General features: G+C 69.3%; 20 protein-coding genes. 13 read left to right on the top strand and 7 right to left on the bottom strand.

Annotated elements, in window-relative coordinates:
• Positions 1-33: 33 nt before the first annotated feature.
• On the bottom strand, positions 34-1014 hold the full coding sequence (locus ACWD4J_RS22415) for an RNA repair domain-containing protein (RefSeq protein ID WP_451397171.1): 981 nt from the start codon (positions 1012-1014) through the stop codon (positions 34-36).
• Between the two features lie 143 nt (positions 1015-1157).
• Here ACWD4J_RS22415 and ACWD4J_RS22410 point away from each other — a divergent pair, with 143 nt between their 5' ends.
• Both ACWD4J_RS22410 and ACWD4J_RS22405 read left to right on the top strand, forming a co-directional pair.
• Positions 1158-3284 (top strand): hypothetical protein, encoded by a 2127-nt coding sequence (locus ACWD4J_RS22410; RefSeq protein ID WP_451397170.1) that lies wholly within the window; start codon positions 1158-1160, stop codon positions 3282-3284.
• A gap of 256 nt (positions 3285-3540) precedes the next feature.
• Positions 3541-4560 (top strand): DUF6454 family protein, encoded by a 1020-nt coding sequence (locus tag ACWD4J_RS22405; RefSeq protein ID WP_451397234.1) that lies wholly within the window; start codon positions 3541-3543, stop codon positions 4558-4560.
• Between the two features lie 345 nt (positions 4561-4905).
• Here ACWD4J_RS22405 and ACWD4J_RS22400 read toward each other — a convergent pair whose 3' ends face one another.
• Positions 4906-5790 (bottom strand): SCO6745 family protein, encoded by an 885-nt coding sequence (locus ACWD4J_RS22400; protein WP_451397169.1) that lies wholly within the window; start codon positions 5788-5790, stop codon positions 4906-4908.
• A 34-nt stretch (positions 5791-5824) separates the two neighbouring features.
• The gene (locus ACWD4J_RS22395; protein WP_451397168.1) at positions 5825-6358 is read right to left on the bottom strand and encodes a YbhB/YbcL family Raf kinase inhibitor-like protein; all 534 of its coding nucleotides are present in this window, start codon (positions 6356-6358) and stop codon (positions 5825-5827) included.
• 167 nt (positions 6359-6525) lie between these two features.
• On the opposite strand from ACWD4J_RS22395, the gene ACWD4J_RS22390 reads away from it, so the two are divergent.
• Together ACWD4J_RS22390 and ACWD4J_RS22385 are read left to right on the top strand one after the other, a co-directional pair.
• Positions 6526-7218, top strand: a complete 693-nt coding sequence (locus tag ACWD4J_RS22390) for a GntR family transcriptional regulator (protein WP_451397167.1) — start codon at positions 6526-6528, stop codon at positions 7216-7218.
• A gap of 400 nt (positions 7219-7618) precedes the next feature.
• The gene (locus ACWD4J_RS22385) at positions 7619-8098 is read left to right on the top strand and encodes a GyrI-like domain-containing protein (RefSeq protein ID WP_451397166.1); all 480 of its coding nucleotides are present in this window, start codon (positions 7619-7621) and stop codon (positions 8096-8098) included.
• Positions 8099-8222: 124 nt separating this feature from the next.
• Here the strand turns inward: ACWD4J_RS22385 and ACWD4J_RS22380 are convergent, their stop codons facing one another.
• Positions 8223-9140 carry an aminoglycoside phosphotransferase family protein gene (locus ACWD4J_RS22380; protein ID WP_451397165.1) on the bottom strand — a complete coding sequence of 306 codons (918 nt, stop codon included), beginning with the start codon at positions 9138-9140 and terminating at the stop codon, positions 8223-8225.
• A 122-nt stretch (positions 9141-9262) separates the two neighbouring features.
• Between ACWD4J_RS22380 and ACWD4J_RS22375 the strand changes: the two genes are divergently transcribed.
• The 4 genes from ACWD4J_RS22375 (at position 9263) to ACWD4J_RS22360 (ending at position 12930) form a co-directional block, all read left to right on the top strand.
• A complete protein-coding gene (locus tag ACWD4J_RS22375; protein ID WP_451397164.1) occupies positions 9263-9652 on the top strand; it encodes a hypothetical protein in 390 nt (129 codons plus the stop codon).
• Positions 9653-9657: 5 nt separating this feature from the next.
• A complete protein-coding gene (hemC, locus tag ACWD4J_RS22370; protein ID WP_451397163.1) occupies positions 9658-10593 on the top strand; it encodes a hydroxymethylbilane synthase in 936 nt (311 codons plus the stop codon).
• 867 nt (positions 10594-11460) lie between these two features.
• The gene (locus tag ACWD4J_RS22365; RefSeq protein ID WP_451397233.1) at positions 11461-12255 is read left to right on the top strand and encodes an ATP-binding cassette domain-containing protein; all 795 of its coding nucleotides are present in this window, start codon (positions 11461-11463) and stop codon (positions 12253-12255) included.
• A gap of 18 nt (positions 12256-12273) precedes the next feature.
• A complete protein-coding gene (locus tag ACWD4J_RS22360; RefSeq protein ID WP_451397162.1) occupies positions 12274-12930 on the top strand; it encodes a hypothetical protein in 657 nt (218 codons plus the stop codon).
• 171 nt (positions 12931-13101) lie between these two features.
• On the opposite strand, the gene ACWD4J_RS22355 is transcribed toward ACWD4J_RS22360, so the two are convergent.
• A complete protein-coding gene (locus ACWD4J_RS22355) occupies positions 13102-13563 on the bottom strand; it encodes a protein kinase domain-containing protein (protein WP_451397161.1) in 462 nt (153 codons plus the stop codon).
• A 68-nt stretch (positions 13564-13631) separates the two neighbouring features.
• Here ACWD4J_RS22355 and ACWD4J_RS22350 point away from each other — a divergent pair, with 68 nt between their 5' ends.
• Both ACWD4J_RS22350 and ACWD4J_RS22345 read left to right on the top strand, forming a co-directional pair.
• Positions 13632-14522 (top strand): PaaX family transcriptional regulator, encoded by an 891-nt coding sequence (locus ACWD4J_RS22350; protein WP_451397160.1) that lies wholly within the window; start codon positions 13632-13634, stop codon positions 14520-14522.
• 383 nt (positions 14523-14905) lie between these two features.
• Positions 14906-16576, top strand: a complete 1671-nt coding sequence (locus ACWD4J_RS22345; protein ID WP_451397159.1) for an MFS transporter — start codon at positions 14906-14908, stop codon at positions 16574-16576.
• A gap of 113 nt (positions 16577-16689) precedes the next feature.
• Here ACWD4J_RS22345 and helR read toward each other — a convergent pair whose 3' ends face one another.
• Positions 16690-18861 carry an RNA polymerase recycling motor ATPase HelR gene (helR, locus tag ACWD4J_RS22340; RefSeq protein ID WP_451397158.1) on the bottom strand — a complete coding sequence of 724 codons (2172 nt, stop codon included), beginning with the start codon at positions 18859-18861 and terminating at the stop codon, positions 16690-16692.
• A 188-nt stretch (positions 18862-19049) separates the two neighbouring features.
• On the bottom strand, positions 19050-20285 hold the full coding sequence (locus tag ACWD4J_RS22335) for a glycosyltransferase (protein WP_451397232.1): 1236 nt from the start codon (positions 20283-20285) through the stop codon (positions 19050-19052).
• Positions 20286-20830: 545 nt separating this feature from the next.
• On the opposite strand from ACWD4J_RS22335, the gene ACWD4J_RS22330 reads away from it, so the two are divergent.
• The 3 genes from ACWD4J_RS22330 to ACWD4J_RS22320 are packed head-to-tail and all read left to right on the top strand — an operon-like array spanning position 20831 to position 24237.
• Positions 20831-21685, top strand: coding sequence for an ABC transporter permease (locus ACWD4J_RS22330; protein WP_451397231.1), 855 nt, complete (start codon positions 20831-20833; stop codon positions 21683-21685).
• Entirely contained in the window at positions 21682-22569 is an 888-nt protein-coding gene (locus tag ACWD4J_RS22325) for a carbohydrate ABC transporter permease (RefSeq protein ID WP_451397157.1), read from the top strand. The genes ACWD4J_RS22330 and ACWD4J_RS22325 overlap by 4 nt, the downstream gene beginning before the upstream one ends.
• Before the next feature lie 27 nt (positions 22570-22596).
• Positions 22597-24237, top strand: coding sequence for an extracellular solute-binding protein (locus tag ACWD4J_RS22320; protein ID WP_451397156.1), 1641 nt, complete (start codon positions 22597-22599; stop codon positions 24235-24237).
• Positions 24238-24307: the final 70 nt, after the last annotated feature.

The following is a 24307-nucleotide window of genomic DNA, read 5'->3' as shown; positions in this document are numbered from 1 at the left end:
AGGCGCGCGACAGTCGCGCATGGGGCCTCTGCCTCACCTGTCGGTGATCTCGGAGAGCCAGGCCGGATCCTCCGCGCCCGGTGGCGCGTCGGGGCCCGGCTCGGGCAGCCGGCGCACCTCGCCCGTGCCCAGAGCGACCGTGACCCGCGGCCGCATCGGCCCGTCGCCCCTGCGCGAGAGCAGAACGAGCTCCCAGACCGTCGCCGTCATGGCGTCGAGCCGGGTGGCGCAGTCGGCGGCGACCCGCTGCGGTTCCTGGGTGCGGCCCAGGGACAGGTGAGCGGTGAAACTCTTCCCGCGCCCACGGCAGCGCGGGAATCGCTGCTGCAGTACGCGGTACAGACCCGCCCACGGTGCCGCGCCGGACGCCGCCGGGTCGAGCCACACCGTGGAGTACGCCCGGTGCCGGAAGGTGCGTACGCCGTCCAACCGGGCCGTGAAGACCGGCGACTGGGCCGCCGCAGCGGCGAGCAGCGGGGCCGCCTGCCCGAAGTCGGACTCCGGCACGAAGCCGAAGAGCAGATTGACGTGGGGCGGCCAGCGGTGGATCTGCGGATCGTAGTCCTGGCGGATGTCCTGGATCGGTTCCCACAGCTCGGCAGGCGGGATCCAGGCCACCGCCGTGCGAGCGGTCGGGTATGCGTCGAAGGCGGTGGTGGGCCCGCTCCAGCCGAAGTCCGGGTCGGGGCGCAGGCCGGCTTCCACACCGTATTGATCACCGTATCGGTCCGACGCGTACCAGCCCTCCGTGGCTCGCAGGCGGCGCGGGCCCCGCACACGGCCGGCGTTCGACACGTCGATGCGGTCCACACCCGTGGCCCGGTCCCAGACCACCTCGCCGTCCGCCTCGATGAACACCACCCGGTGCCATGGGATGTCGCCCCCGGGTACGAAGGAGGTCAGCGCGATGCGCTTGGGCGCACCCCCGCGCTGGCTGATCCCCAGCACGAACCGGGCCGGATCGAGCCGCGGGTCCCAGCGGACCCGGTGATAGATCTCGTCGCTGGTCCGCATCACGCCTCCTCTCCCACCTTCACACCATCTCTTCCTCCAGAGTGCCGCCGCCTGTAGGTTCTGGACCCGGCCTGCCTGCCGCGGCCGGTAGCGTGGGCAGCGGAGACACAGCCCGGCGAAAGGCCAGAGCGGGAACCATGCGGATGATCTTCAATCCCGCGGAGGAGCACGAGTACGAGGCGGCCTGCGGTCTCCTTGTCCACCGGTTCGACCGGTGGGCCGGGGAGAACGGGTTCGACGCCGATCCGTTCGTCGCCGAAGCCGCGCTGGAGTACCGCCACCTCGGCACGCCCGACGGCAGGCTGGGACTGTGGGACCAGCGGCACATCGAGGAGTTCCTGCTCGACTGGGTCCCGCGGACGGTGACCGTACTTCCCGACGAGGAGCCCGCCGACGCACCGGGCACTCTGCGGGCCCTGTTGCACTATCTGGACGCCGTCCACCTCGCGGATCCCCGAGGGGCGTCCCTGTCCGAGGCGCTGGAGGCCGTCGACGCGGCAGCGCCCCGCTACGCGGAGGCGATGGCCGACCGCAGCCGCTGGGGCCTGGCGAAGTTCTGGATCACCATCGCGGCGGAGCAGGGCGTCGACGTCCACGACGAGCAGGCGTTGCAGGAGTTCGTGGAACGGGCACAGCGCGAAGAGGTGCCCTACGACCCCGAGGTGCTCGACGCGATCGTGGAGCGGCAGATGCGGAGACCCGGGCCCGTACGGTCCGAGCCGCAGCTCCCGGTCGCGCTCCCGGGCGACGACGTCCTGCGGGAACAGGCCGACCGCTCACCGGTCCTGCGGCAGCTGCGCGGCCTGACCGAGTGGGCGGGGCGCGACGGTCGGACGCTCACCGGTTCCGGCAGGCTGCGTCTGTCCGACGCCCGAGAACTCGTAGAGCAACTGAACACCGGAGACGTCACCGACTCGGTCCGCTCGTCCGCGGACCTGCCGCGCCTCAACCTCCTCGTGGAGTGGGCGAAGAGAGCCAGACTGATACGAGTCGCCAAGGGGAAGCTGTACGCGGTGGCCAAGGCGGAGCCCGTACTGAACGACCCTCTTGCACTGTGGCAGCGGGCGTTCGATGCGTTCGGCGAGCTGCGCAGTCCAGTGAGGGGCGGGCCCCGCGGCAGGTACGGAGAATCCCTGCGATTCGACGAGTACGACCTGTACGACGTCATCCTCCCCGACGTACTGGCGACCCTCTACAGCCTGCCGTACCCCATGCCGTGGCCCGGGCTGCGCGAGACCGTCCACCTCGCCTACCGCTCGAGTTCTTTGCTGGGAGTGCTCGGCACGGGCTCCATCGGGTGGGAACAGCCCGACGACGACAGCGATCTGCGCAGGCTGCTGGGAGTTCTGGAGGACCTCGGGGCGATCGAGTGCCACCAGGGGATGGCCGAACCTGTCTTCGGGGATCTGGCGATGAGCGAGGACGAGGTCGAGGGCGAGGACGAGGCCGAGGGGTGGGCCGGAATGCCGGCCGCGGACGATGACGACCTGCTGGACGGTGTACTGCTGGATGACGCTCTGTCGGCTGACGCTTTGTCGGATGACGAGGCAACCCTGCGGAGCCGGAAACTGAAGTACGAACTGAGTGCGGGACCCGTTGAGTTGATCAGCCTCACCGACCTCGGAACGGACTCCGTGCGCCGCCGTCTGCTGGCCGAGGGCCGGGATGCCCCCTTGATCGGCGAGCTTGCCCAGGCCCAGCCGGCCGGCCTCCTGGGCGTCCTAGCCGACCACTACGATCCGGAGTCCGCCCGGGTCGAGCTCGCCGCATGGATGGCCGCCAACGGCGGCCGCTCCGCGGCGCTGGAGCAGCTCGTCCACGCGGTGCGGACCATGCCGTTCCGCACCCGGGCCGAGGCCATGCTGGACGTCCTCGCCTCATCGCTCGACGACGGTGAGATCCTGCTGCGAAGCCTGCGCTCGGACCCATCCCTGGCTCCCACCGCGCTGAGCCTCCTGGCCCGCCGGGAGATCCTCACCCCCGAAGACCTGACGGAGCCGGAAAGCCTGCTCATGGTCGCCGAAAGCCTGTTGCAGCTCTATGAGGCGACCGGCGCCGACGGGTTGGGCGAGATGCTGCACCAACAGGGCCACGAGGCCGAAGAGGCCCTTCGGACGGCTCTGACCTCCGGCCACCCGGACCGTGAAGGCCTTGCGGACCTTCAGACTCTCGCCGACCGTGGGTCCCGGGAGCGGAAGACCCACATCGGCCGTCTTCGGCAGCGCGGCCACCGGAAGAACGACAGACGGGGCGGTAGGCGGCGCCGCTGAGGACTGGCGCTCCCGGCGCGCCGGGTGCGGCCACTATCCTTCGGCGCGCTAGGTGACGGTCGGCGGGACCGGTGCGTACCCGGCGCCTGCGCGGTCGGGTGCGAGGGGCCTGCGCCGGACGTGCTCCCCGTACGCGGGGCGGTCGGTTGCGTGGCCGGTCGTTTCGATGCCCGTTGTCTGCTATGACTTTGCCGGTTCACTTCGCCCTCGTACGGTCACTGCGTTCTCGGGGGCCGATAGAACTGCAGGGGTGGACATGAAGAACATGGCGACCGGCCGTATCGCTGCCGCCGCGGCACTGTCCGCGTGCCTCGCCGCCGGGGGCGTGGCGATGGCGGTCAGCTCGACCCAGCACACTGTCTCGCCCGCGACGCGTGCCGTCGCAGCCGAGAGCCGGCAGGACGGCGTCCTTGCACAGGCATTCGACGCGGTCGATCGCAACACCGCCTGGCAGCTCACCGGCAAGCTCAAGCTCAACTTCGCGACCTACCACACCGAGGGGATGGTCCAGGCCGGAGGCCACATCTTCCTGTCCGCGGTCCAGATCATCGAGCCCACCCAGAAGTACCCCACCCCGCAGGGCGGGTACGACCGCACTCCCGGTCGTGGGATCGGCCACGTGTTCGTGATGGACGATGAGGGACACCTGCAGCGGGACATCGTCCTGGGCCAGGGGGACATGTACCACCCCGGTGGCATCGACTCCGACGGGAGTTCGGTGTGGGTGCCCGTGGCCCAGTACCGCCCGAACAGCAGCTCCATCATCTACCGCATCGACCTCAAGACCCTCGACGTCCACAAGGAGTTCGAGGTCAAGGACCACATCGGCGGCATCGTCCGCGACGAGGTCACTGGCCACCTCATCGGCAACAACTGGGGCTCGCGCCACTTCTACGAGTGGAACGAGCAGGGGCGGCAGATGGCCGACTGGGACAACTCCCAGTACTTCATCGACTACCAGGACTGCCAGTACGTCCCGGACCGCAAGATGCTCTGCGGCGGCGTCACGAACCTGCCCCAGACCCCGGCCGCGGGCGGAACCGGCGCCGTCTACGAACTCGGCGGGATGGCCCTGATCGACCTGCGCAGCCACAGGGTCCTGCACGAGGTGCCCTTCCAGCAGTGGTCGACCGCCGGCCACGTGGTCACCCGCAACCCTCTCAAGCTGTCCGCCGACGGAGACAAGATCACGATGTGGGCCGCTCCCGACAACGGCGAGGAAGGCAACGGCACTGAGATCCTGACGTACCAGGCGAGCGTGCACCCGGTCGGCTGATGTGCCGGAGCCCGGGCTCGGCGAACCGTGGCCTGGCTGCTCGAGGCTCCACCGATCTCGGTGCGGTTCACTCCTCCGCCACCGCATCGGAGGGGGGCCGCCGTCGGTCGTCGACGCGATCGAGTGGGGCAGCAGAGGCAGGGTGCGGACCTCCGCATGCTCAGCCAGGACGACCTGGATGCCATCGCCGCAGAACTCAACGACCGCCCCCGCAAGATCCACCGATACCGAAGCCCCGTCAGACGTCTACTCTGGGCTCCTGAACAGCGGTGATGCGTTGATCGCTTGAGCCCGCCATCGTTTATGCGAGATCCCGCCGTCCATGGGTGTCACCGTCAGTACGAGCTAAGCCGAACGAACGCCCTGAAACGTTCCCGCCGCGGTGAACGCGTCGGTGATCGGCGAGATGAGCGAGGCGAAACGGCGGGCACCCGCGTTACCGATCGGCTCCCACAGCGCGGAGCAGTGCTCGTCCGTTTCCACCTCGATCCGCTCGCGCGCCGCGTTGCCGGCGTCGGTGATCATGGCCTGGGAGTCGAGCCAGCCGCGCGCGACGAGACGTGCCGTAGCCGCGGTCCACTCCTCATCGTCCCACTGGCGGGTCGCCCGCGCGAGAGCCGTCGGGAGGCGGCCTGTCGCGGTATGCAGAACGAGGCAGTCGCACGGTCCGAGACCGTTGTCGGCGAGCACGACGAGATGCGCGTCGCCGCGCCACTCGCGCGCCACCGTGATCTGCTGCCACAGCGCGACGAGTGGATCGGACGGCATCGCGACCGACGCGTTCGCGGCGGCCAGCACCTTGCCGGCGTAGTCGGCGCCGGTGACGACCGGGTCGATCAGCGATCGCGCCTCAGCGAGTTGGTCGGCCGTGATCTGCACTCCGACGCGCCGCATCGCCCGCCCGGCGGCCAGGAAACGGGCGGCCTGCCACTGCTCGGGCGGCGCGGCGTCCCACACGCCCGCCATGGCCCGCACCGCCCGCGGGCTGAAGTTGTAGAAGGCTGCCAGCGTGACCTGCCACGGAACCGCGCCCATTGCGGCCGACCGGAAGGCAAGGTACGCCGGTCCGCGGTTGGTCACGCCGAACTTGGCCGCCTCTTGGGCGCTCTCGGGGGCGAGATAAATGAACAGGTGGGCCGCGCTGATGGCGCGGCTGACTTCGCGGACGGCGTTCAGGTCCATCGAGTCGTCGCCGGGGCGAACGGAGTCGGGAAGGTCGTCGAGGTGCATCGCGGTTGTTCCTCCCGGGAGTTGGGCGGCGCCGTCAGGCGGAGGTCTCGGCGGTGGCGATCAGTACCGCGCGGCCGAGGGTGTGACCGGCCATGGTGAAACCGAGGACAGCCGGGGTGGCGTCGGCCGGGACGCCGATGGAGGCGACGTCGAGGGCGTGCACCACGACGAAGTATCGGTGCGGGCCGTGCCCGGCCGGCGGGGCGGCGCCGATGTAGCGGGCTGCGCGGGCGTCGTTGGGTAGCTGGTAGGCGCCTTCGGGCAGGCCCGAGCCGGTGTCGTCGCCGGCGCCCTCGGGCAGTTCGGTGACGGTGGCGGGGACGTCGGCGACCGCCCAGTGCCAGAACCCGGACCCGGTGGGGGCGTCGGGGTCGTAGACGGTGACGGCGTAGCTCTTGGTGCCGTCCGGGGCGCCGCTCCAGGACAGCTGCGGGGAGATGTCCTTCCCGCCGGGCAGGCCGGAGGCGTGCTGTTCGGGCGGCCAGGCGGCTCCGTCGGTGACGGTGGTGCTGGTGACGGTGAAGGACGCCGCCTCGGGGAGGCGGGCGAAGGGGGCGTTGGCGTTCACGCGATGTTCCTTCCAGGTTCCTTCCAGGGCTGTGCGCTGGGGGCGGTGGCGCGGCCGATTACCGGGCCGCAGAGTCGACGGAACGGAGTCGGCGATGACTCCCGTCCGCCATTGATCGACGATAGCAGCAATAATCGATTATTTGTGAAATCGTCTATGCTGAGTTCATGACTGGCACGCCTCACAACCCGGCTCCCTCCGGGAAGCAGATGCTTTCCGAGCAGGTCTACACACACCTGCGGGGCGCGATCATGCGCGGGGACTACGCCCCTGGTGACGCCCTCAAACCGCAGGACCTCGCCAGGGAACAGGGCGTGAGCCTGGCCGTCACGCGCGAGGCGCTCGTGCGGCTGGTCGGCGAGGGGCTCGCCGACCGGCTGCCCAACCGCGGCTTCGCGGTCCCGTCCTTCTCCGACCGCCGCTGGCAGGAGATCGCGGAGGCCCGCCGGACCATCGAACCGGTAGTACTGCGCATGTCCATCGAGCGCGGCGACGTCGGCTGGGAGGCCCACGTGCGGGCCGCCCACCATCGCCTGGTCCGCACCCCGGCGTACGTGCCGGAGGAGGGCGAGTACTACACCGGCGCTTGGTCCGAGGCCCACAGGGCCTTCCATCGCACGCTGCTGGAAGGGTGCGGCAACCCCACCCTGCTGGAGACCTTCGACCGGTTGTGGACCGCGAGCGAGCTGGCCCGCCGTTGGTCGGCGCACCGCAACCCCGACCGGGACGGCGAAAAGGAACACCGCAGGCTGGAGGAGGCGGCGCTGGCCCGCGACGCCGACACCGCAGCCGCGGTCCTGGTTCAGCACCTCACCTTGACCGCAGCTGCTCTGACCGACGATTCAGGTCAGGCCACCTAGGCTTTTCCCGGAGTCCGGACAACGCCCCCGTGCACGTGGACCGCAGCGTCCGCATACGTGCTGACCTGCGCTTTTGCGTCCCTCGTGGGGCGTGATCGAACCGGCCGTGGAGCGGGATGGCGTCCAGCGGGCCCTTGTCCGTGACGTCCACGGTGTCGTCGGGGGCGGTCGTAGTCGGTGTCCGCCAGGGTGGAGCGTTCGCCCCAGTCGCCGGCCTCGTTGCGTTCCGACAGGGACACGTTCGCGCGTCTCATGTCGGTGTTCGGTCCGGCGCGCAGCGAGTGGCTGGTGACCTTCAGGCTGTTGACGTACTCAACGCCGGCGGCGGGCGCTGGCGGACGCGGCGTCGGGCCTGGCCCAGATCGAGGCGCGGCTCCGGTTGATCGAGAACGAGGGTTCCATGCCCCAGGAAGACGTCGTCATCAGGCAACTGCCCGCGGTCCGTCTGGCTGAGCTGAGCGCAATGGCCACGAGCTTCAGCCCTGACGAGACCGGCCCGCTTATCGGCCGGCTCTTCGACGAACTGCGCAGGCGGCTCAACTCTGCCGGAGTTGCTCCGACCGGCCCTCGCACCGTCTACTTCGAGACCCCTGACGAAGGCGACTACGGGATCGTCGTGCACGTCGGCCTCCCTGTCCCCGCGGGAGTCACGGAATACGCGGACCTCCAGATCGTCTCACTGCCCTCGGTGGAATGCGCCGCCACGATCGTGCACCGCGGCATGACGCACAGTTTTCTGAGCACCAGCCAGCTGCTTGTTCGCTGGGTCGACGCGCACGGCTACCGGTTCGACGGGCATGCGCGGGAGGTCACGCTCAACTCCTCTGAGGATTCGCACGAGTCGGTGGCCGAGCTGCAAGCTCCAGTCGTCACGACCTGACCTTGGCTGCTGCCACGTCGCCACCGCCAAGCGGGCTGCGAAACCCGGTGCCGACCGGGCCCGGCGCGCCCCCGCGAGATCGCCCACGGTCACCATGTGACTGAGCCTCGCGGGGGAACGGGGCCTATGCGGGAGAGGGCCAGTCCAAGCCGGATGTCAGAACGCGATCGAGCGCCGCCCGGCCTGCGGGTCCCCATGTCGGCTTGCCGCCAGGAAGGCCCCGGTCCCCGGCCTGGCCCATAAGGATGAGGAAAAGGCTTTTCAGAGCAGCCAACCCTCGGGCACGCCGGATCGTCGCCTCGTCCGCATGCGCGTACACCTCGAAGAACCGTGAGCCCGCACCCGCGGGAAGGAGCAGCCACGCGGCCGCGAGGTCCCACGCCGGATCGCCGGCGAACATGTCACCGAAATCAATTACGCCCGAGAGCGTCCCGTCCGAGACGACGACATTCGCGGGATGGAGGTCACCGTGCAGCCATACCGGCGGGCCCTCCCACTCAGGGGTCGCAACAGCATCGTCCCAGACGGCCCGGACGTCGGCGGCAATGCCGCCGGGGGCAACGGCTTGCAAGGACTTTTCGAAGCCGTCCGTGCACTTCTTGGGGTGGTCGCCGCGGTCCAAACTGATCGGCGCCTCAGCCGGCGCCTCCACGTGGAGCGCCCTGAGGAAGCCCGCCAACGTGTCGGCCGCGTGGTCGCCGCGGCTGATCGAGGTGTAGTCGAGTGGCTCGCCGGGAACCCACGTCATGATGGTCCAGGGCTTCGGGAAGCGCGCGGACGGTTCACCGATCCGTACAGGGTTCGGGACCGGAAGCGGCAGGTGCGGGGCCAGGACGGGCAGCCACCGGCGCTCCCTGCGCTGGAGATCCGGGGCACGTTCCGTGCGCGGCATGCGCACGGCCAACTCGTCCCCAAGACGCCACATTTGGTTGTCCCAGCCGCCCGCTACTTCGCGGATGGCCAGCCCTGCAAGGTCCGGATGCTGGTCCTTGAGTAGATCGTGTACCAGCTCTTCGGTGATCTCGATCTCGGAGTCGGTCATACGAAGCCACAGTACGGCGCAAGCAGCTGGAGTACGCGACACCTCAACATGCGGGCCTACCAGTCCCGAGGCCGTACCTGGCGCAGGAGCTGGAGCCCGGCCGCGCCGACCGGGACACCCTGGTGCAGGCGCGGCGCTGGATCGCCGAGGGAGCCGGCGTCCCGTCCCGGCGGGTGGCTGCTGGCGACGACAAGCGGATCACGTTCGTCGCCGAGGACGCCGGTATCTGGCTCGACCGCGGGGCTCCGAAAGGTCCCCGCTTCGATCTGGCCTACGTCGACTGGCGACGGGGCAAGTTCGAGCGGCTGCCCGATCTGCTGGCCCTGCTCAAGCCCGGCGGGCTGTATGTGGTGGATGAGACCTGCTGCCCCAGGCCACATGACCCGATGACCACCAGCAGCGCGTCGACGGCTTCCTCGAGCACCTGCCCGGGTAGCGCGACCTCCGTGCCGTGCCGTTCAGGTGGGCGTCCGGGCGGGTCGTCGGCGCCCGTATCTGACGGGCTATCGTGAACGGCATGTCCGTCTCTGAGCTGATCCGCATCGTCTCCCGCGACTCGCCCATGGCCCTGGCCCAGGTGGAACGCGTCCGCACCGAGCTGGCCGCGCTCTACCCGGGCCTGCGTACCGAGGTCGTCCCGGTGAAGACGACCGGCGACAAGTGGATGGGCGACCTGTCCCAGGTGGAAGGCAAAGGCGCCTTCACCAAGGAAGTGGATGCCGCGCTGCTGGCCGGTGAGGCGGACCTGGCGGTGCACTGCGTCAAGGACGTCCCCGCCGACCGCCCCCTTCCGGCCGGCACGACGTTCGCCTCGTTCCTCAAGCGCGACGACATCCGCGACGCCCTGGTCCACCCGGGCGGGCTCACCCTCGATGAGCTTCCCGCCGGCACCCGGATCGGTACCTCCTCGGTGCGGCGCATCGCGCAGCTTGCCGCCTCTCATCCGCACCTTCAGTGCGTGCCGTTCCGCGGCAACGCCAACCGGCGCCTGGAGAAGCTGCAGCAGGGCGAGGCGGACGCACTGTTGTTGGCGGTGTCCGGCCTGGAGCGGATCGGCCGCACCGACGTGATCACGCAGGTGCTGCCCACGGACGTGATGATGCCGCCGATCGGCGCGGGGATCCTGGCCCTGCAGTGCCGCGAGGACGACACCGCAGTGATCGACACCGTCAGTGCCCTCGGCGACCCCGCCACTCACCGCGAAGCCACCGCCGAGCGCATGTTCCTCCACGTCCTGCAGGGCCACTGCAACAGCCCGATCGCCGGATACGCACGGGCCGAACGCGGCGGCGGCCTCTCCCTGCGGGCCTGCGTCTTCACCCCCGACGGCAAGACCGTCCTCAACGCCCACGAATGGGCCGGCCCGCTCGATCCGGCAACCCTCGGCACCTCTGTCGCCGTCGCACTCCTGCGCCAAGGCGCCCGCGAACTGATCGACAACATCGCGCACTAGGCCCCTTTGGTCACCCATCCTCTGGGCGCCGGATCGAGCCGCGTCTGTCGTCGCCACCAATGCTCAGGCCGTCGGGTCGGCGGCGTCCGGGCGCGTCTCGGCTTCCCCCTCCACACTCCAGGTTCTGAGCACGCGCTGACGGCCGTCGGTCCCCTCGATGAGGCGGATGACCACGTTCGGGTTGCTGCCGTACAGCCCGACCCATCCCCGGTAGGTGCGCAGCGAGGGTGTGGCCCAGGTAGTCCGTTCCAGTGCGCTCGGCGTAGCGCATCGCCGTCTGAGGGCTCACGCCCAGGGCGTCCGCCAAGACGGTCCCGGGCTATGGCCACGCGCCCCAGAGCCTGGATCCAAATGGTCTGAGAAGCCCCGCCCGCAGACAGGCGGCGCCTTCTGCGCTGTCCACGTGCCCCAATCGGGTGTCATCGACTTACCGCGCCGACCGGGTCCCCATCGGCCGGGCCGGCGTGGTCGTCCACCAGGTCGGTGTGTCGGGCCGAACTCGCCACCCTACGCGCCGAACTCTCCGTGCGCGTGGGCACCGGCTGCCCGTTGCGGGCAGCCGGCCAACCCGGATGAAAACGGGTGGGGAGCATGACGAGCCCGACCGGTGACCAAGACCGTCGAGGGGCTCACCCCTCCCGGCGAACAACGTAGGGAAGACAAGCACGCGAAGCCTCTGGTGGATACGGTTCTCTTGGTCGAAAACCCATCTACCAGGGGCTCAGCTGTCTGTCAGCTTAACTGCCAAGCCCGTCTGCCAAGCTGGAAGGGCCAGCGCGTGGGCCACAGTGAGGAGTCGAGTTGTTACGGTGTGAGGCGGTCGGTAAACGTTACGGCGGAGGACGGTGGATCCTCAGCGACGTGGACATGGAGATCTCGACCGGTGACGTCCTCGCGGTGGTGGGCAGCAATGGTTCGGGGAAATCGACCTTGCTGAGGATCCTCGTCGGACTGTCGCAGCCCACCTCCGGGAGCGTGTCGGGCCGACCACCGCACATCGGTTACGTACCGGACCGCTTCACCGTCCACGACCGCATCTCGGCGATCTCCTATCTCACTCACATGGGGCGTATCCGTGGCATGTCGGCGTCCACCGCCCGTGCCCGAGGCGATCACCTGCTCGAGCGACTGTCCCTGGTGGGCGGCCGGAACGCGTCGTTGCGCACGCTTTCGAAGGGCAACGCGCAGAAGGTGGCGCTCGCCCAGGCTCTGCTTGTTCAGCCCGACCTGTTGGTCCTCGACGAACCCTGGTCAGGTCTGGATGCTTCGGCCCACGGTGTCCTCGCCGAGTTCATCGACGAAGTGGCCGCACAGGGCGGGTCAGTAGTCTTCACCGACCACCGCGAGGCGATCACCCAGACGCACGCCAGCGGCGCCTACACCATCAGCGACGGCAGGGTCACCTTGCTCGGCGGCCGGCACGCCGGGAGACGCACCTCGATGGTCGAGCTGGTCCTGACCGTGCCGCCCATCAGCGTCATGCCGGACGAGGTGAACTGGTCCGCGCTGCCGGGTGTGGTGGACACCGCCAAGCGCGGCGGGGAGGTCGTCCTGCGAGTCGAGCGGGAGCACTCGGACGCCGTACTGCTGACGGCGCTGCAGCACCGTTGGTCGGCAGTGAGCCTGGTAGGGGCCCGTGCGCGAACACAGTTTCCGGGTTGATGTGAGGAGGACCGCCCTGTGATCGCCCTGGTCCGCTATATGTTCACGGTGCTGCTGTTCTCCCAGCGCTACCTCGCTCCGCTGCTGTTGTTCCTTGGCCTGGTGGCCGTGCTGACCAGCAGCGACACCGGTCCGCTCACCGCGACCTACGCCTCGGTGGCCGGGGCCATGCTGCTGTGCTCGGTCTGGCTGACCATGGCACTGATCGGCCTTGAGGACCAGTCGCACCGCTCGATCATCGTCATCAGCGCCGGCAGCCATCTACGCGTCCTGCTCGCGACGGTCGGGACGGCCGCAGTGTGGTGCCTGCTGCTGATTGCTGCCGGTCTGGTGCTGCCGCTCATGTTCGGAACCCACACACCCGGCATCGCGGACCTGGCGCTCGGGACAGAGGCCCAACTCACCTGCGCCTTCACCGGCATGGCCATCGGACTGATCTGCTCGCGGCTGGTGTTCCGGCAGCAGGGCTACGCGCTCGTCCTCGCCCTGGTGCTCCTCTTGGCCGTGCTGCTGGGCAACGGCGTTTCCCCGGTCAACATCATGCTCACCCACCTGCAGAACACGTCGGACCCGGCGGACGCCCTGGCGCCCACGAGTGCCCTGCTCGCCGTCGCCGCGGGCTTCTTGGCGGCCGCAGTTGCTACTACACAGGCGATCGCCCGCAGAAAGGCATGAACCCTGCGGCGGGTTGCCCGCACCGGCGCAAGATCAGCCGCACCCAGCCGGGCGGCAGCCGGCCCGCGCCGCCCACCGCACCCGGACGGGCGCTCAACTCGGTCTCCAATTCATCGAGCAAGAAAGACGGTTCGGGCCGCGCATCCGGATCGGCGGCAAGGCAGGGGCGTATCAGCGAGTCGAGTTCGGGTGACAGGCCCGACACGTCCACGTCGGCGCGGGCGACGCGGGCCAGCAAGCGCAGGGTGTCGTCGTCGTCCGCGTACGGTGGGCGGCCCGCGGCCAGGTGAAAGAGGGGGGGCGCCCATTGCGTACCCGTCGGACGCGGGTGTGCCGGGCTCGCCTCTCGCCTCTCGCCTGCTCGGGCGAGGTGAAGGCGATCGTGCTCAGGGTGACGCTGGTGCGGGTGGCGTCGTGGGCGTGCGAGATGCCGAAGTCGATGACGCGGACACCGTCCAACGGCAGCGGGATGCTGGACGGTTTGATGTCGCGGTGCACGATCCCGGCCCCGTGCAGGGTGAGCAGGGCCTCCGCCACGCCGGCGGCGATCCAGCGGACGCTGTCGGCCGGCAGCGTACCCGCCTCGCGCACCAGCGAGGTCAGGGACGGCGCGGGGATGTACGCCGTCGCCATCCACGGCGTCGGCCTCAGGAGGGCGCTCGGCTGAGGTTCGGAAGGAGGAACGTCACCCGCTGTCTAGGATGACCCCTGTGACCAGCCCCGATCAGACGAGTGCCACCCCCCGGCCGCAGTCGCTGCTGCTCTCCTTCTTCGGGATCCATGTCCTCGGCCGGGACGCCGCGCTGGCTGCCGGGAGTCTGATCGACGTCTTCGCGCGGGCCGGGATCACCGAGGAGGCCGTGCGATCCACGCTCACCAGGATGGTCAAGCGCGGGCTGCTCGAACGGCACCGGCGGGGGCGGAAGACGTACTTCGGGCTGACGCCTCGCGCCGCGCGCGTACTGCAGGACGGGCACGACCGGATCTGGCAGACCGGGGCGGTCAACCGGGACTGGGACGGTACCTGGACGCTGGTTGGGTTCTCGCTGCCGGAGGCGTGGCGCAGTGAGCGGCATGATCTGCGGTCGAGGCTGGTGTGGGGCGGGTTCGGGTCCCTGCAGAACGGCCTGTGGGTGGCGCCCGGTGCGGTGGACGTGTCCGCCGTCGTGGCGGGGCTCGGGCTCGACTCGTATCTGAAGGTCTTCCAGGGCGCGATGGCCTCTGGGCCCACCGATGCCGGGTCGGTCCTGGAGACGGCGTTCGACATCGAGGCCATCGCCAAGGGGTACGACGTGTTCCTCTCCCGTTGGGGAGCGGAGGCTGAGGGCGGTGGCCGCTCATCCAGCATGGGTGCCGAGGACCTGGGAGAGGACGGCGTCGATGCCGTCGTACGTCAGTTGCTGCTGCACACCGACTGGCTGGAACTCGTCCGGCAGGACCCGCACCTGCCCGCCGAGCATCTGCCGGAGGACTGGCCGGCGGGCCGGGCCGAGGAGCTGTTCCGGGAGCTGGCGCGGCGGTACGAGGGGCCGGCCGGCCGGGAGGCCGCACGCACCCTCGACATGATCACGGACTTCGGCGACCCGGCCTGATCCACTCACTGGGACGCCTGCGGTCCTTCCTTCGATCACAAGGTGACCATCCCTGTCGCCCCTTATTTGCCGCATCCGCTGCTTTTCCAAATTTGCTGCATTTGTTGCATCACCTCATGTTGCCGCCCGGCTGGGTCCCCCTTGATCGCGGCCCGTCCTGATCGCGAACTGTGCTCTCTTCGCCCACGTCTGCCCGCCCTCGCCGCTCGACATTGGGCATTCTATTGACGGCAGTCGAAAATCAGCCCTACATTCGTCGCGTTCTCGGCACGCCGCATCCGAGGCTCCCCGCCCTGCGGGCCCTTTCCCCACGCCTCGTCTCGCCTTGCCGTCGTCTCCCGTATCCCCGCTGCTCAGCCGCTCAGCCGCACAAGGGAGTGCACGTGTCCACTGAAACCACCGAAACGCGTACGCAATCGCCATCGGAGTCCACCGAGAGCGCACCGGCAGGAGGCCTGCCCATCGGCACCCTCATCGCCGGCTGTTTCGCGGTCTGCCTGGCCCAGATCGCCCTCGCCATGCCCGCCACCCTGAACGGCCTCTTCCAGGAGGACCTGCACCCCATCGGCTCCCAGCTCACCTGGATATCGGACGCGTTCCTGCTGCCCGTCACCGTCCTCGAGCTGACCTTCGGTGTCCTCGGTGACCTCTTCGGGCGCAAGCGGCTGCTGGTGGGAGGCGGTGCTCTGCTCGTCGTCGGTGAGGCCACGGCCGCCGCCAGCAACGGCATCCACATGCTCTGGGTGGGTCAGGTGATCGCGGGCCTCGGTGCCGCCGCGTTGTTCCCGACCTCCCTCGCCATGATCGCCGCCGGTACGCACACCCCGCGCGACCGTGCCCGGACGATCACCATCTGGGCCGCCGCCCTGTCCAGCGGTGGTTTCGTCGCCCCGGTGCTCGGCGGCATCACCGGTAACTACGGTTCCTGGCGCTGGGCTTTCATCGTCGTCACCGGGCTGGCTGTCATCAGTACGGTGCTCAGCCAGTTGCTGGCGCAGAACTCCAGCGCGCCGGAGGGTCGCTCCCTCGACCTCGCCGGGCAGATCACCGTCGGCATCGGCATGTTCGCCCTGCTGTACGCGGTCATCCAGGGTCCGACGGACGGCTGGACCGCGACCCCCGTGGTCATCGCCTACGTCGTCGCCGCCGTCTTCATCGGCCTGTTCATCGTCGCCGAGCGGCGCGCCGCATCCCCGCTGCTGCGCCTCGACCTGTTCACCAACCGCGCCTTCGCGCTAGCCTCGTTCGTCGCGGTCGTCGGCATGTTCAGCTACCTCGGCACCGCGTACGCGACGAGCATCCGGCTTGGCCCGATCCAGCACCAGAGTCCGCTGCGCGGTTCGTTCGCCTTCATCCTCCTCAACTGCTGGACGCTGCTGCTCCTGCCTGTGATCTCCCGGCTCCTGGAGAAGGTCAGCCCGCGGTGGGTGCTCGGCGGAGGCCTCGCGCTGATGGCCGCCGGTGACTTCCTGGCCGCCGCCCTGCCAGTGAGCGACACCGCGCTGACCTCGCTCATCGTGCCGATCGGGCTCGTCGGCATCGGCTTCGCGCTCACCGTCTCCTCGATCACCGCGACCGCCGTCAACACCGTGCCCGTTCACTACGCCGGTATGGCGAGCGCGTCCACCAGTCTGCTGCGCGACTTCGGCTTCACGCTCGGCCCGGCCGTCATCGGCGCGATCGCCCTGAGCCGCGCCGCCAACGAGTTCACCGCCAAGCTCGCCTCCTCCGATCTCAGCGCTCAGGTCAAGGCCGCGGCAGGTGAAGTCGTGCGGGAAGGCGGACCTCTCGCCGTCAACTCCGTTCCGCCCACCTCGCCCCCTGGCGGTGCCTCCTCGATCGCCATGGAGGCTCTCGGGAACGGGTACTCCATCGGCTACATCGTGTGCGGTGTCGCGGCCCTCGCCTGCTGCGTCCTCACCGTGGCCGCCCTGCGCGGGGAATCGGGCGACCAGGCCACCACCCTTCCGATCGACGAGACGGTGGCCGACGCTCCCGGCGAGGACAAGGCAGCCCAGGCAGCCACCGCCACCCCCACCGTTCCTGTCGACTAGGTCCGTGTTCTAGGAGTCGCTGAACCGTCTGGTTGGTTGGCCGAGATCGTTGCGACCGACCCGCCAACCAGACGGACAGCCCCTTCGCGCTGCGACCGGTACTCGTCTCTGCGTCAGGAGCTCGTCAGGATGACGAGTTGCTGGGTCGCTCGGGTCATCGCGACATAGCGGTCGACCGCTCCCTCGACGCCCTCGCCGAACTCCTCCGGGGCGATGAGGACCACCAAGTCGAACTCCAGCCCCTTCGAAAGCTCCGGGGTCAGCGACCGGACGCGGGACGACGTCGCCCGGAACGTGGGATCGCCGATCACGCAGGCGATGCCTTCGGCATGCGCAGCGAGCCAGGTGTCGAGGATCGAGTCCAGATCCGAAACAGATCCGTGTACGACGGGGACGCCGCTGCTGCGGATGGAGGTCGGCACATTTGCGTCCGGGAGCACGGCTCGGATGACCGGCTCGGCTTCCGCCATGACCTCTTCCGGTGTCCGGTAGTTGATGCTCAGGGAGGCCAGGCTGATCCGGTCGAGCCCGATCCGCTCCAGCCGTTCCTGCCACGACTCCGTGAACCCGTGCCTGGCCTGGGCGCGGTCCCCGACGATGGTGAAGCTCCGGGACGGGCACCGGAGCAGCAACATCTGCCACTCCGCGTCGGTCAGTTCCTGAGCCTCGTCCACGACGATGTGCGCGAACGGGCCGGCGAGCAGGTCCGGGTCGACGGTGGGCAGTTCGGACTCGTCGACCAGGCTGACCTGGGCGTCCTCGCCGCGCAGCATCGTCACCAGGCCTTCGCCGTCGTCGCCGTCGGCTCCGGAGTCGGCTGCGGCCCCGATCAGGTTGTCGACGACCTGCGCCATGCGCTCGCGCTGGGCGGCGATGACGGCCTCGTGCCGGCGCTTCCGCCGGGCCGTCTCCGGGTCGCCGAGCCGCTGCCGTGCCGCGTCCAGGAGCGGCAGGTCGGACACCGTCCAGGCCTGGGCGTCCCCGCGCTGGAGCCTTTGAACCTCGTCGCGGCTGAGCCAGGGAGCGCACATCCGCAGGTAGGCGGGTACCGACCACAGGTCTCCGACGAGGTCAGCCGCTTCGAGCAGTGGCCACGCGCGGTTGAAGGTCGTGAGCAGCTCCCTGTTCTGCAGCAGCGACTTGCGCAGCAGGTCGGCCGAGACGTCGCCGTCGTGCTTGTCCACCAGGATGGTGAGCAGCTCCTCCCAGACCTGGTCGCGCGCCTCGTTGTGCGGAGTACCGGGATCTGCCGCTTCGAACGCCACGGCCCAGTCGTCGGCGCTCAGCCGGATGTCGGACCAGTGGGTCGTGACCGTCATCCCCTTGGTGGGCGGCTCCTCGTAGAATCTGACGGCCGTCTCGATCGCCTTCACCATGTTCGCGGACGACTTCAGGAGGGCCACGTCCGGGTCGGCCTCGATCGCTGCCGCGGCTCCCTCGGCGACGAGGTCCCGAAGGGTGCAGGTCTGCACGCCCTCCTCTCCGAGGCTGGGGAGGACGTCGGCGACGTAGGCCAGGTAGGGCCGGTGCGGACCGACGAACAGCACGCCGCCCCGACGGTGACCGAGGCGGGGGTCGGAGTGGAGGAGGTAGGCGGAGCGGTGCAGAGCGACGACGGTCTTCCCCGTACCCGGACCGCCGTCGACGACGAGAGCGCCGCGGGATCCCGCGCGGATGATGGCGTCCTGGTCGGCCTGGATGGTGCCGAGCACGTCTCGCATCCGTGCCGACCGGTTGCCGCCCAGGCTGGCGATGAAGGCGGACTGGTCGTCGAGCGCGGCGTGCCCGACAATCCCGTCCGAGGTGAACACCTCGTCCCAGTAGTCGCTGATCCGGCCGTTGGTCCAGCGATACCTGCGGCGGCTCGCCAGACCCATCGGGTTGGCGTGGGTCGCTCCGAAGAACGGCTCAGCCGCGGGGGAGCGCCAGTCGACCAGCAGCCGACGACCCGCGCTGTCCGTAAGGCCAAGTCGTCCGACGTACACGGGCTCAGGATCGTCCGCGCCGACCATGTGTCCGAGGCACAGGTCCAGACCGAAGCGGCGCAGTGTGCGCAGGCGAGCGGTCAGCCGGTGGATCTCGACGTCCCGGTCCATCGCCTGCCGGCCTGTGCCGCCGGGCGCCTTGAGTTCGGCGTCGAGGCGGTCGGACAGATCGGCGATCGACTGATCGAGGCACTCCGCGATGGCCGCGAAATGCTGCTCATCGCCGGCGATCAGCGTCGGGTCGGCCTTGGGGGAGAGGTGGTCGGGTAGGTCAAACGCCCTGGTCGTCAGGGGGTTCACGGTAAGCTCCGATCTCTGGTCACACACGACCATTTCGCGCGGCAAGGCATCTGAACCGGCGTGACGAACCGGCGGCCAGGACGAGCAACGCTCCGCCTGACGTGGACCCCGTGGGCCGTTGTCGGTTCAGGTCGCCAGGGTTTGCACGTTCTCGTGTTCTGGGTGCCGGCTCGACGATCCCGCGTGGTTCACGCGGACACAGGCGGCTTTTCTCGGCTGATCTCGTCGAGCAGCAGCTTCGCGGCCACCGTCGCCCCGTCGCTGCGGATCTCGCCGGCAACGGCGGTCGCCCGTGCGCGGGTCTCGGGGGCCAGAGCCGTGCCGAGCACGGCCGACAGGGACTCGAAGGTCGGAGTCGGACCAGTGTGTGCCGCGCCGATGCCCAGGTCGGCCACCCGGCCAGCCCAGTACGGCTGGTCCGTCGCCTGGGGTACCACCACCTGAGGCGCGCCGGCCCGGGTGGCCGTCGTAGTGGTGCCAGCGCCGCCATGGTGCACGACGGCGGCCACCCGGCCGAACAGCGCCTGCTGGTTGATCTCGCCGACGACGAAGCAGTCGTCCCGGTTGTCGATCAGGGCCAGATCGGCCCAGCCGCGCCTGACGAGAGCGCGGCGGCCCTGTGCGCGGATCGCCTCGATGGCCACCTGGGCGACGTCCGTCGATGTGTGCATGGGCATGCTGCCGAAGCCCACGTACACCGGTGGTGTGCCGGCGTCCAGGAATGCCACCAACTCGGCCGGGAGCGGGCGTTCGTCCGGCAGGATCCACGCGCCGGTTTGCACCACGTCGAGGCCCGGCGTCTCCTGCCACGGGTCCAGGATCGGGTCCGTCGCCAACCACGGCTGGTCGCCGATGACGTAGTCGCGAACGTTCTCCACCGGGGGCAGGCCGATCGACGCCCGGTTGGTGTTGAGTGCTTCACCGAACAGCGTGTCGATGCTCTTGGCGTCCAGGTCCCACAGCACCCGGTTGTCGGTCACCTCCGGCGGGAACGGCCGACCCGGATACGCCAGTGGCGGGTGGTGCGGCGACGGCAGGGTGAGCTGCTGGAAGGTCACGGACACCGAGCGGATGCCCAGTTTCTCGGCCACCGACCGCGCGCCGGCCGCAGCCGGCATCACGCCGGTCGCCACCAGCGCGTCACATCCCTCGGCCGCCGCGGTCACCGCCTCGAACTGGCCGGCGATCAACTCGGCCGCGCGCTGGGGCAGGTTCCCCGCTGACGGCGGTGGCGCCGCCGCCGTCAGCGCGCGCGCCGACCGGCCGACGGGTACCAGCGGCACACCCACACCGGCCAGCAACTCCGCGAACTCCTCGTCCGGCGGCGCGCACACCCGCACCTCCGCGCCGAGTCCCCGCAACGTCACCGCGAGTCCCACCAGTGGTTCGACATCCCCGCGGGACCCATACGTCGACAACAACACACGCACTCGCGACTCCCCGTTTCTGCAGCTTTTGGCTTCGGCCAGCGATTCTGCGGCACGACCCGGGCCTTGCCGCAAGCCCCCTAGTGCGCTATACCTTGAGAGTGGCAAGGAGTGGGTGACCTCCTTGCCTTTGTCTTTTGTCGCCCGCTGTGGAGGGGCAAGCCCCTCGCGAGGCGGCGGCGACGCGCCACGTGCGGCGGTTCCCTTGGCCCAGTACAGCGGCCGGCCCTGACCGCTTCCTGCCCGGGGTGGCCCGCAAGACTCCCCGCTCACCCCACGAGTCCGCCCAACGCCCCGGCGCCCGCCACCTCTTCACTGCTCGCGCACCCCAACACATATTCGTGTCCAGGACATTGACTCGGCATTGGAAACGTTTTAATTTCCTCTCGCTCCGAGTCGCACGAAGAGGGGGACCGGTGGACGTCGCGTTGCACGAACACAGAGATCAGCGAGCAGAGCAGCCCTCGAAGGGTGCTGCGAAGCCCGTTCGACCCGTACGAAAACGTTTTAACAAGGGGTCGAGCTGGGCGTTGGCCCTGCTCATGGTTCCCGGGCTCGCCTACTTCCTGCTCTTCCACTACGGCGCCCTCGTCGGCAACGTCATCGCCTTCAAGGACTACGTCCCCTTCGACGGCGTGTGGGGCAGCCAGTGGACCGGCCTGGCCAACTTCCAACGCATGTTCAGTGACGAGGAGTTCTGGTCGGCCGTCCTCAACACGCTCTGGATCGCCGTCCTCCAGCTCGTCTTCTACTTCCCCGTGCCGCTCGCTCTCGCCCTGCTGCTGCACAGCCTGACCTGGAGTACCGTCCGGCGGTTCGTGCAGTCGGTCGCGTATCTTCCGCACTTCATCTCGTGGGTGATCGTCGTCGCCCTCTTCCAGCAGGTTCTCGGCGACACCGGCCTGATCAACGGCTATCTCGGCGACGCCGGGCTGCACACCGTCGACATCATCGGCAACCCGGACGCGTTCAAGCCGCTCGTCGTCGCCCAGGTGATCTGGAAGGACGCCGGCTGGGGCACGATCATCTTCCTCGCCGCGCTCTCCCAGGTGGACGAGCAGCAGTACGAGGCCGCCGCCATCGACGGGGCGGGGCCCTGGCGGCGCTTCTGGCACGTCACGCTGCCGGCGATCCGACCCGTCGTCGTCCTCCTGCTGATCATGCGGCTCGGCGACATCCTCTCCGTCGGCTTCGAGCAGATGCTGCTGCAGCGCGACGCCGTCGGGCCCGAGGCCGCGGAGATCATCGACACCTTCGTGTACTACCAGGGCATCGTCGGCGGCGACTACGGATTCGCCGCGGCCGCGGGCCTGTTCAAGGGCGTCATCGGCGCCCTCCTCGTCTACGCGGCCAACAAGGTCGCCCACCGCCTCGGCGAACAGGGGGTCTACAGGTGAGTTCCCACGTCCGGCCGGGCTGGATGGAGAAGCCGAAGCCGCTCACCCAGGGCGCGAAGGCGGTGGCCCTCATCGCCGTGGTCCTCCTGGTCTGCGTGCCGTTCCTCGTCATCGTCTCGACATCCCTCGCCTCCACCGACGAGGTCGTCGCCAACGGCGGCTGGGTGCTGTGGCCCACCGACCCCACGCTCAGGGCGTACCGCGACATCCTGGACGGCGGCATCGTCACCCACGCCCTCGGTGTCAGTGCCGGAGTGACCGTGATCGGCACTCTGCTCAGCCTCGCCTGCACGGTCACCCTCGCCTACGCCCTGTCCCGACCCGGCGTCTTCGGCGGCAAGCCGGTGCTGCTGCTCGTCCTGTTCACGTTCCTCTTCCCGCCCGGCATGATCCCGAGCTTCCTGCTGGTCAAGGAGCTGGGCCTGCTGGACAGTTACGCCTCGCTCGTCCTGCCCGTCCTCGTCAACGTCTTCAACCTGGTCGTCCTCCGCGGCTTCTTCCAGGGCATCCCCGAGGAGCTGTACGAGGCCGCGCGCCTGGACGGGGCGGGGGACTGGCGGGTGCTGTTCTCCGTCGTACTGCCGCTGTCCAAGGCCGCGTTGGCGGTCGTCGGACTCTTCTACGCGGTGTCGTACTGGAACTCCTGGTTCTACGCCTCCCTCTACATGGAGAACGACCACTGGCCGCTCCAGCAGGTGCTGCGCACCTACGTGGTGGCCGGTTCCGGACTCACCGACGCCACCACCGGTGAGGGCACCGTCACCGCCCCCCAGACCGTGCAGATGGCGGTCCTCGTGATCGCCACCGTGCCGATCCTGCTCGTCTACCCCTTCCTCCAGAAGTACTTCACCAAGGGCGTGCTCACCGGCGCCATCAAGAGCTGACCCAAGCCGACACGAGGTGGTTCACCCATGCCAAGCCTGTCCCGCCGTACCCTGCTCGGTTCCATGGCCGCAGTCGCCGTCCCCGGTGTGCTGACCGCCTGCTCCACGAGCTCCGGTGACAGCGACGTCTCCAACGCGGGCAAGAAGCTCGCGCCCTGGCCCGCCTACCGGGCCGCGGCCAAGGCGCCCAAGCCCGACCTGGCGCCCACCGAGGCCGGTGTCCAGGCCGGATTCACGTCCTACCCCGCCGACCTGACGCAGTCCGTCTCCCGTACCCCGGGCGACGGCTCCACGATCAAGGTCATGACGGTGTCCTTCGGTACGCCGCCCAAGCCGGCCTCCGCCAACCAGTTCTGGGCGGCCGTCGAGAAGGCCCTCGGAGTGAAGATCGACTACACGATCATCTCCCAGGCCGACTACCAGAAGAAGATGGCCACGGTCATGGCGGGCGATGCCGACAGCCTGCCCGACATCATCAACATGTTCTCCGGGCTCACGGTGCCCCGTGAGGCCCAGTTCGTCCAGACGCGCGCCGAGGACCTCACCCCGTTCCTGTCCGGCGAGGCGATCGCCGACTACCCCAACCTGGCCAACATCCCCACCCACGCCTGGCGCGACATGGGCCGCATCGGCGGGCGTATCTACGGCATCCCCCTGGAACGCCCGCTGCCCGGCTCCACGCTCTGGATCAACCAGGCCATGTTCACCGGCGCGGGCATGAAGGAGGGCTGGACCTCCGACGACTTCGCCGCCGTCGCCAAGAAGGCCACCAGCGGCAAGACGTACGCCCTCGGTGCCGCGCAGGGTTCCGGGTTCGGCAACGGCTACCACTCCGCCGCCCACAACGCGCCCCAGGGCTGGTCCGTCACCAAGGACGGCACCTTCCTGCCGGGCTGCGCCGACGAGCGCTACAAGGCTTCGATCGCCTTCCGGGCCGAGTTGCGCAAGGCCGGCTCCTACTACCCGGACTCCACGTCCATCTCCCAGATCGACCTGAGCACCCTCTTCCTCAACGGCACCGTCGGCTCCATGCAGGACGGCTTCGGCGCCTACCTGCCCAAGTACCTCGACTCCGAGGGCAAGTTCACCCCGGCCGCGGCCCTCCCGTACAGCGTCGACGGCACCCCCGGCGGCGTCGTCGCCGCCCGCCGCTCCTTCGGCTACACCATCCTGAAGAAGGCGAAGAAGGAGCGCATCGAGCTGATGCTGCGCATCCTCGACTACCTCGCCGCGCCCTTCGGCACCAAGGAGTGGGAACTCGTCCACTACGGCGTCGAGGGCACCCACTTCACCCGCAACAAGGACGGCTCGCCGAAGGCCACCAAGCTCGGCGAGGTCGAGAACAACACCAACCTGCCGCTGAAGTACCTCGCCGAAGGCCCCCAGGTGCTGTTCGTGCCGGGCATGCCGGACCCCGTACGGGCCCTGCACGCCTGGCAGCAGAAGGTCGTCCCGCACGCCGTGCGCAACGCCTCCTACGGCCTGCAGTCCGCCACCAGCAACTCCCAGGGCGCCACCCTCGGTGCCCTCCTCGACGACACCGTCACCGGCATCATCGCGGGCCGCACCCCGATGTCCGAGTGGGACGCGGTGGTCAAGAAATGGCGCAGCCGGGGCGGCGACAGAATTGCCGAGGAACTGGCCAAGGACTACGCCGCCAACAACTGATCAGCGACCGGGAAACCGCTGAGCGGGAAACCGCCGAGCGGGAAACCACTGACGGGGGCGGCACGAAGGA

This window comes from Streptomyces sp. NPDC002577 (assembly GCF_053594815.1).
The sequence above is the reverse complement of the archived record's forward strand: the minus strand, read 5'-3'. Positions and strand labels throughout refer to the sequence as shown.

Bases quoted from the DNA above. Each gene is read 5' to 3' on its own strand.
- ACWD4J_RS22415 (WP_451397171.1), bottom strand. From the start codon at position 1,014: ATGCGGACCAGCGACGAGATCTATCACCGGGTCCGCTGGGACCCGCGG.
- ACWD4J_RS22410 (WP_451397170.1), top strand. From the start codon at position 1,158: ATGATCTTCAATCCCGCGGAGGAGCACGAGTACGAGGCGGCCTGCGGT.
- ACWD4J_RS22405 (WP_451397234.1), top strand. From the start codon at position 3,541: ATGAAGAACATGGCGACCGGCCGTATCGCTGCCGCCGCGGCACTGTCC.
- ACWD4J_RS22400 (WP_451397169.1), bottom strand. From the start codon at position 5,790: ATGCACCTCGACGACCTTCCCGACTCCGTTCGCCCCGGCGACGACTCG.
- ACWD4J_RS22390 (WP_451397167.1), top strand. From the start codon at position 6,526: ATGACTGGCACGCCTCACAACCCGGCTCCCTCCGGGAAGCAGATGCTT.
- ACWD4J_RS22385 (WP_451397166.1), top strand. From the start codon at position 7,619: ATGCCCCAGGAAGACGTCGTCATCAGGCAACTGCCCGCGGTCCGTCTG.
- ACWD4J_RS22380 (WP_451397165.1), bottom strand. From the start codon at position 9,140: ATGACCGACTCCGAGATCGAGATCACCGAAGAGCTGGTACACGATCTA.
- hemC (WP_451397163.1), top strand. From the start codon at position 9,658: ATGTCCGTCTCTGAGCTGATCCGCATCGTCTCCCGCGACTCGCCCATG.
- ACWD4J_RS22365 (WP_451397233.1), top strand. From the start codon at position 11,461: ATGGAGATCTCGACCGGTGACGTCCTCGCGGTGGTGGGCAGCAATGGT.
- ACWD4J_RS22355 (WP_451397161.1), bottom strand. From the start codon at position 13,563: ATGGCGACGGCGTACATCCCCGCGCCGTCCCTGACCTCGCTGGTGCGC.
- ACWD4J_RS22350 (WP_451397160.1), top strand. From the start codon at position 13,632: ATGACCCCTGTGACCAGCCCCGATCAGACGAGTGCCACCCCCCGGCCG.
- ACWD4J_RS22330 (WP_451397231.1), top strand. From the start codon at position 20,831: ATGGTTCCCGGGCTCGCCTACTTCCTGCTCTTCCACTACGGCGCCCTC.
- ACWD4J_RS22320 (WP_451397156.1), top strand. From the start codon at position 22,597: ATGCCAAGCCTGTCCCGCCGTACCCTGCTCGGTTCCATGGCCGCAGTC.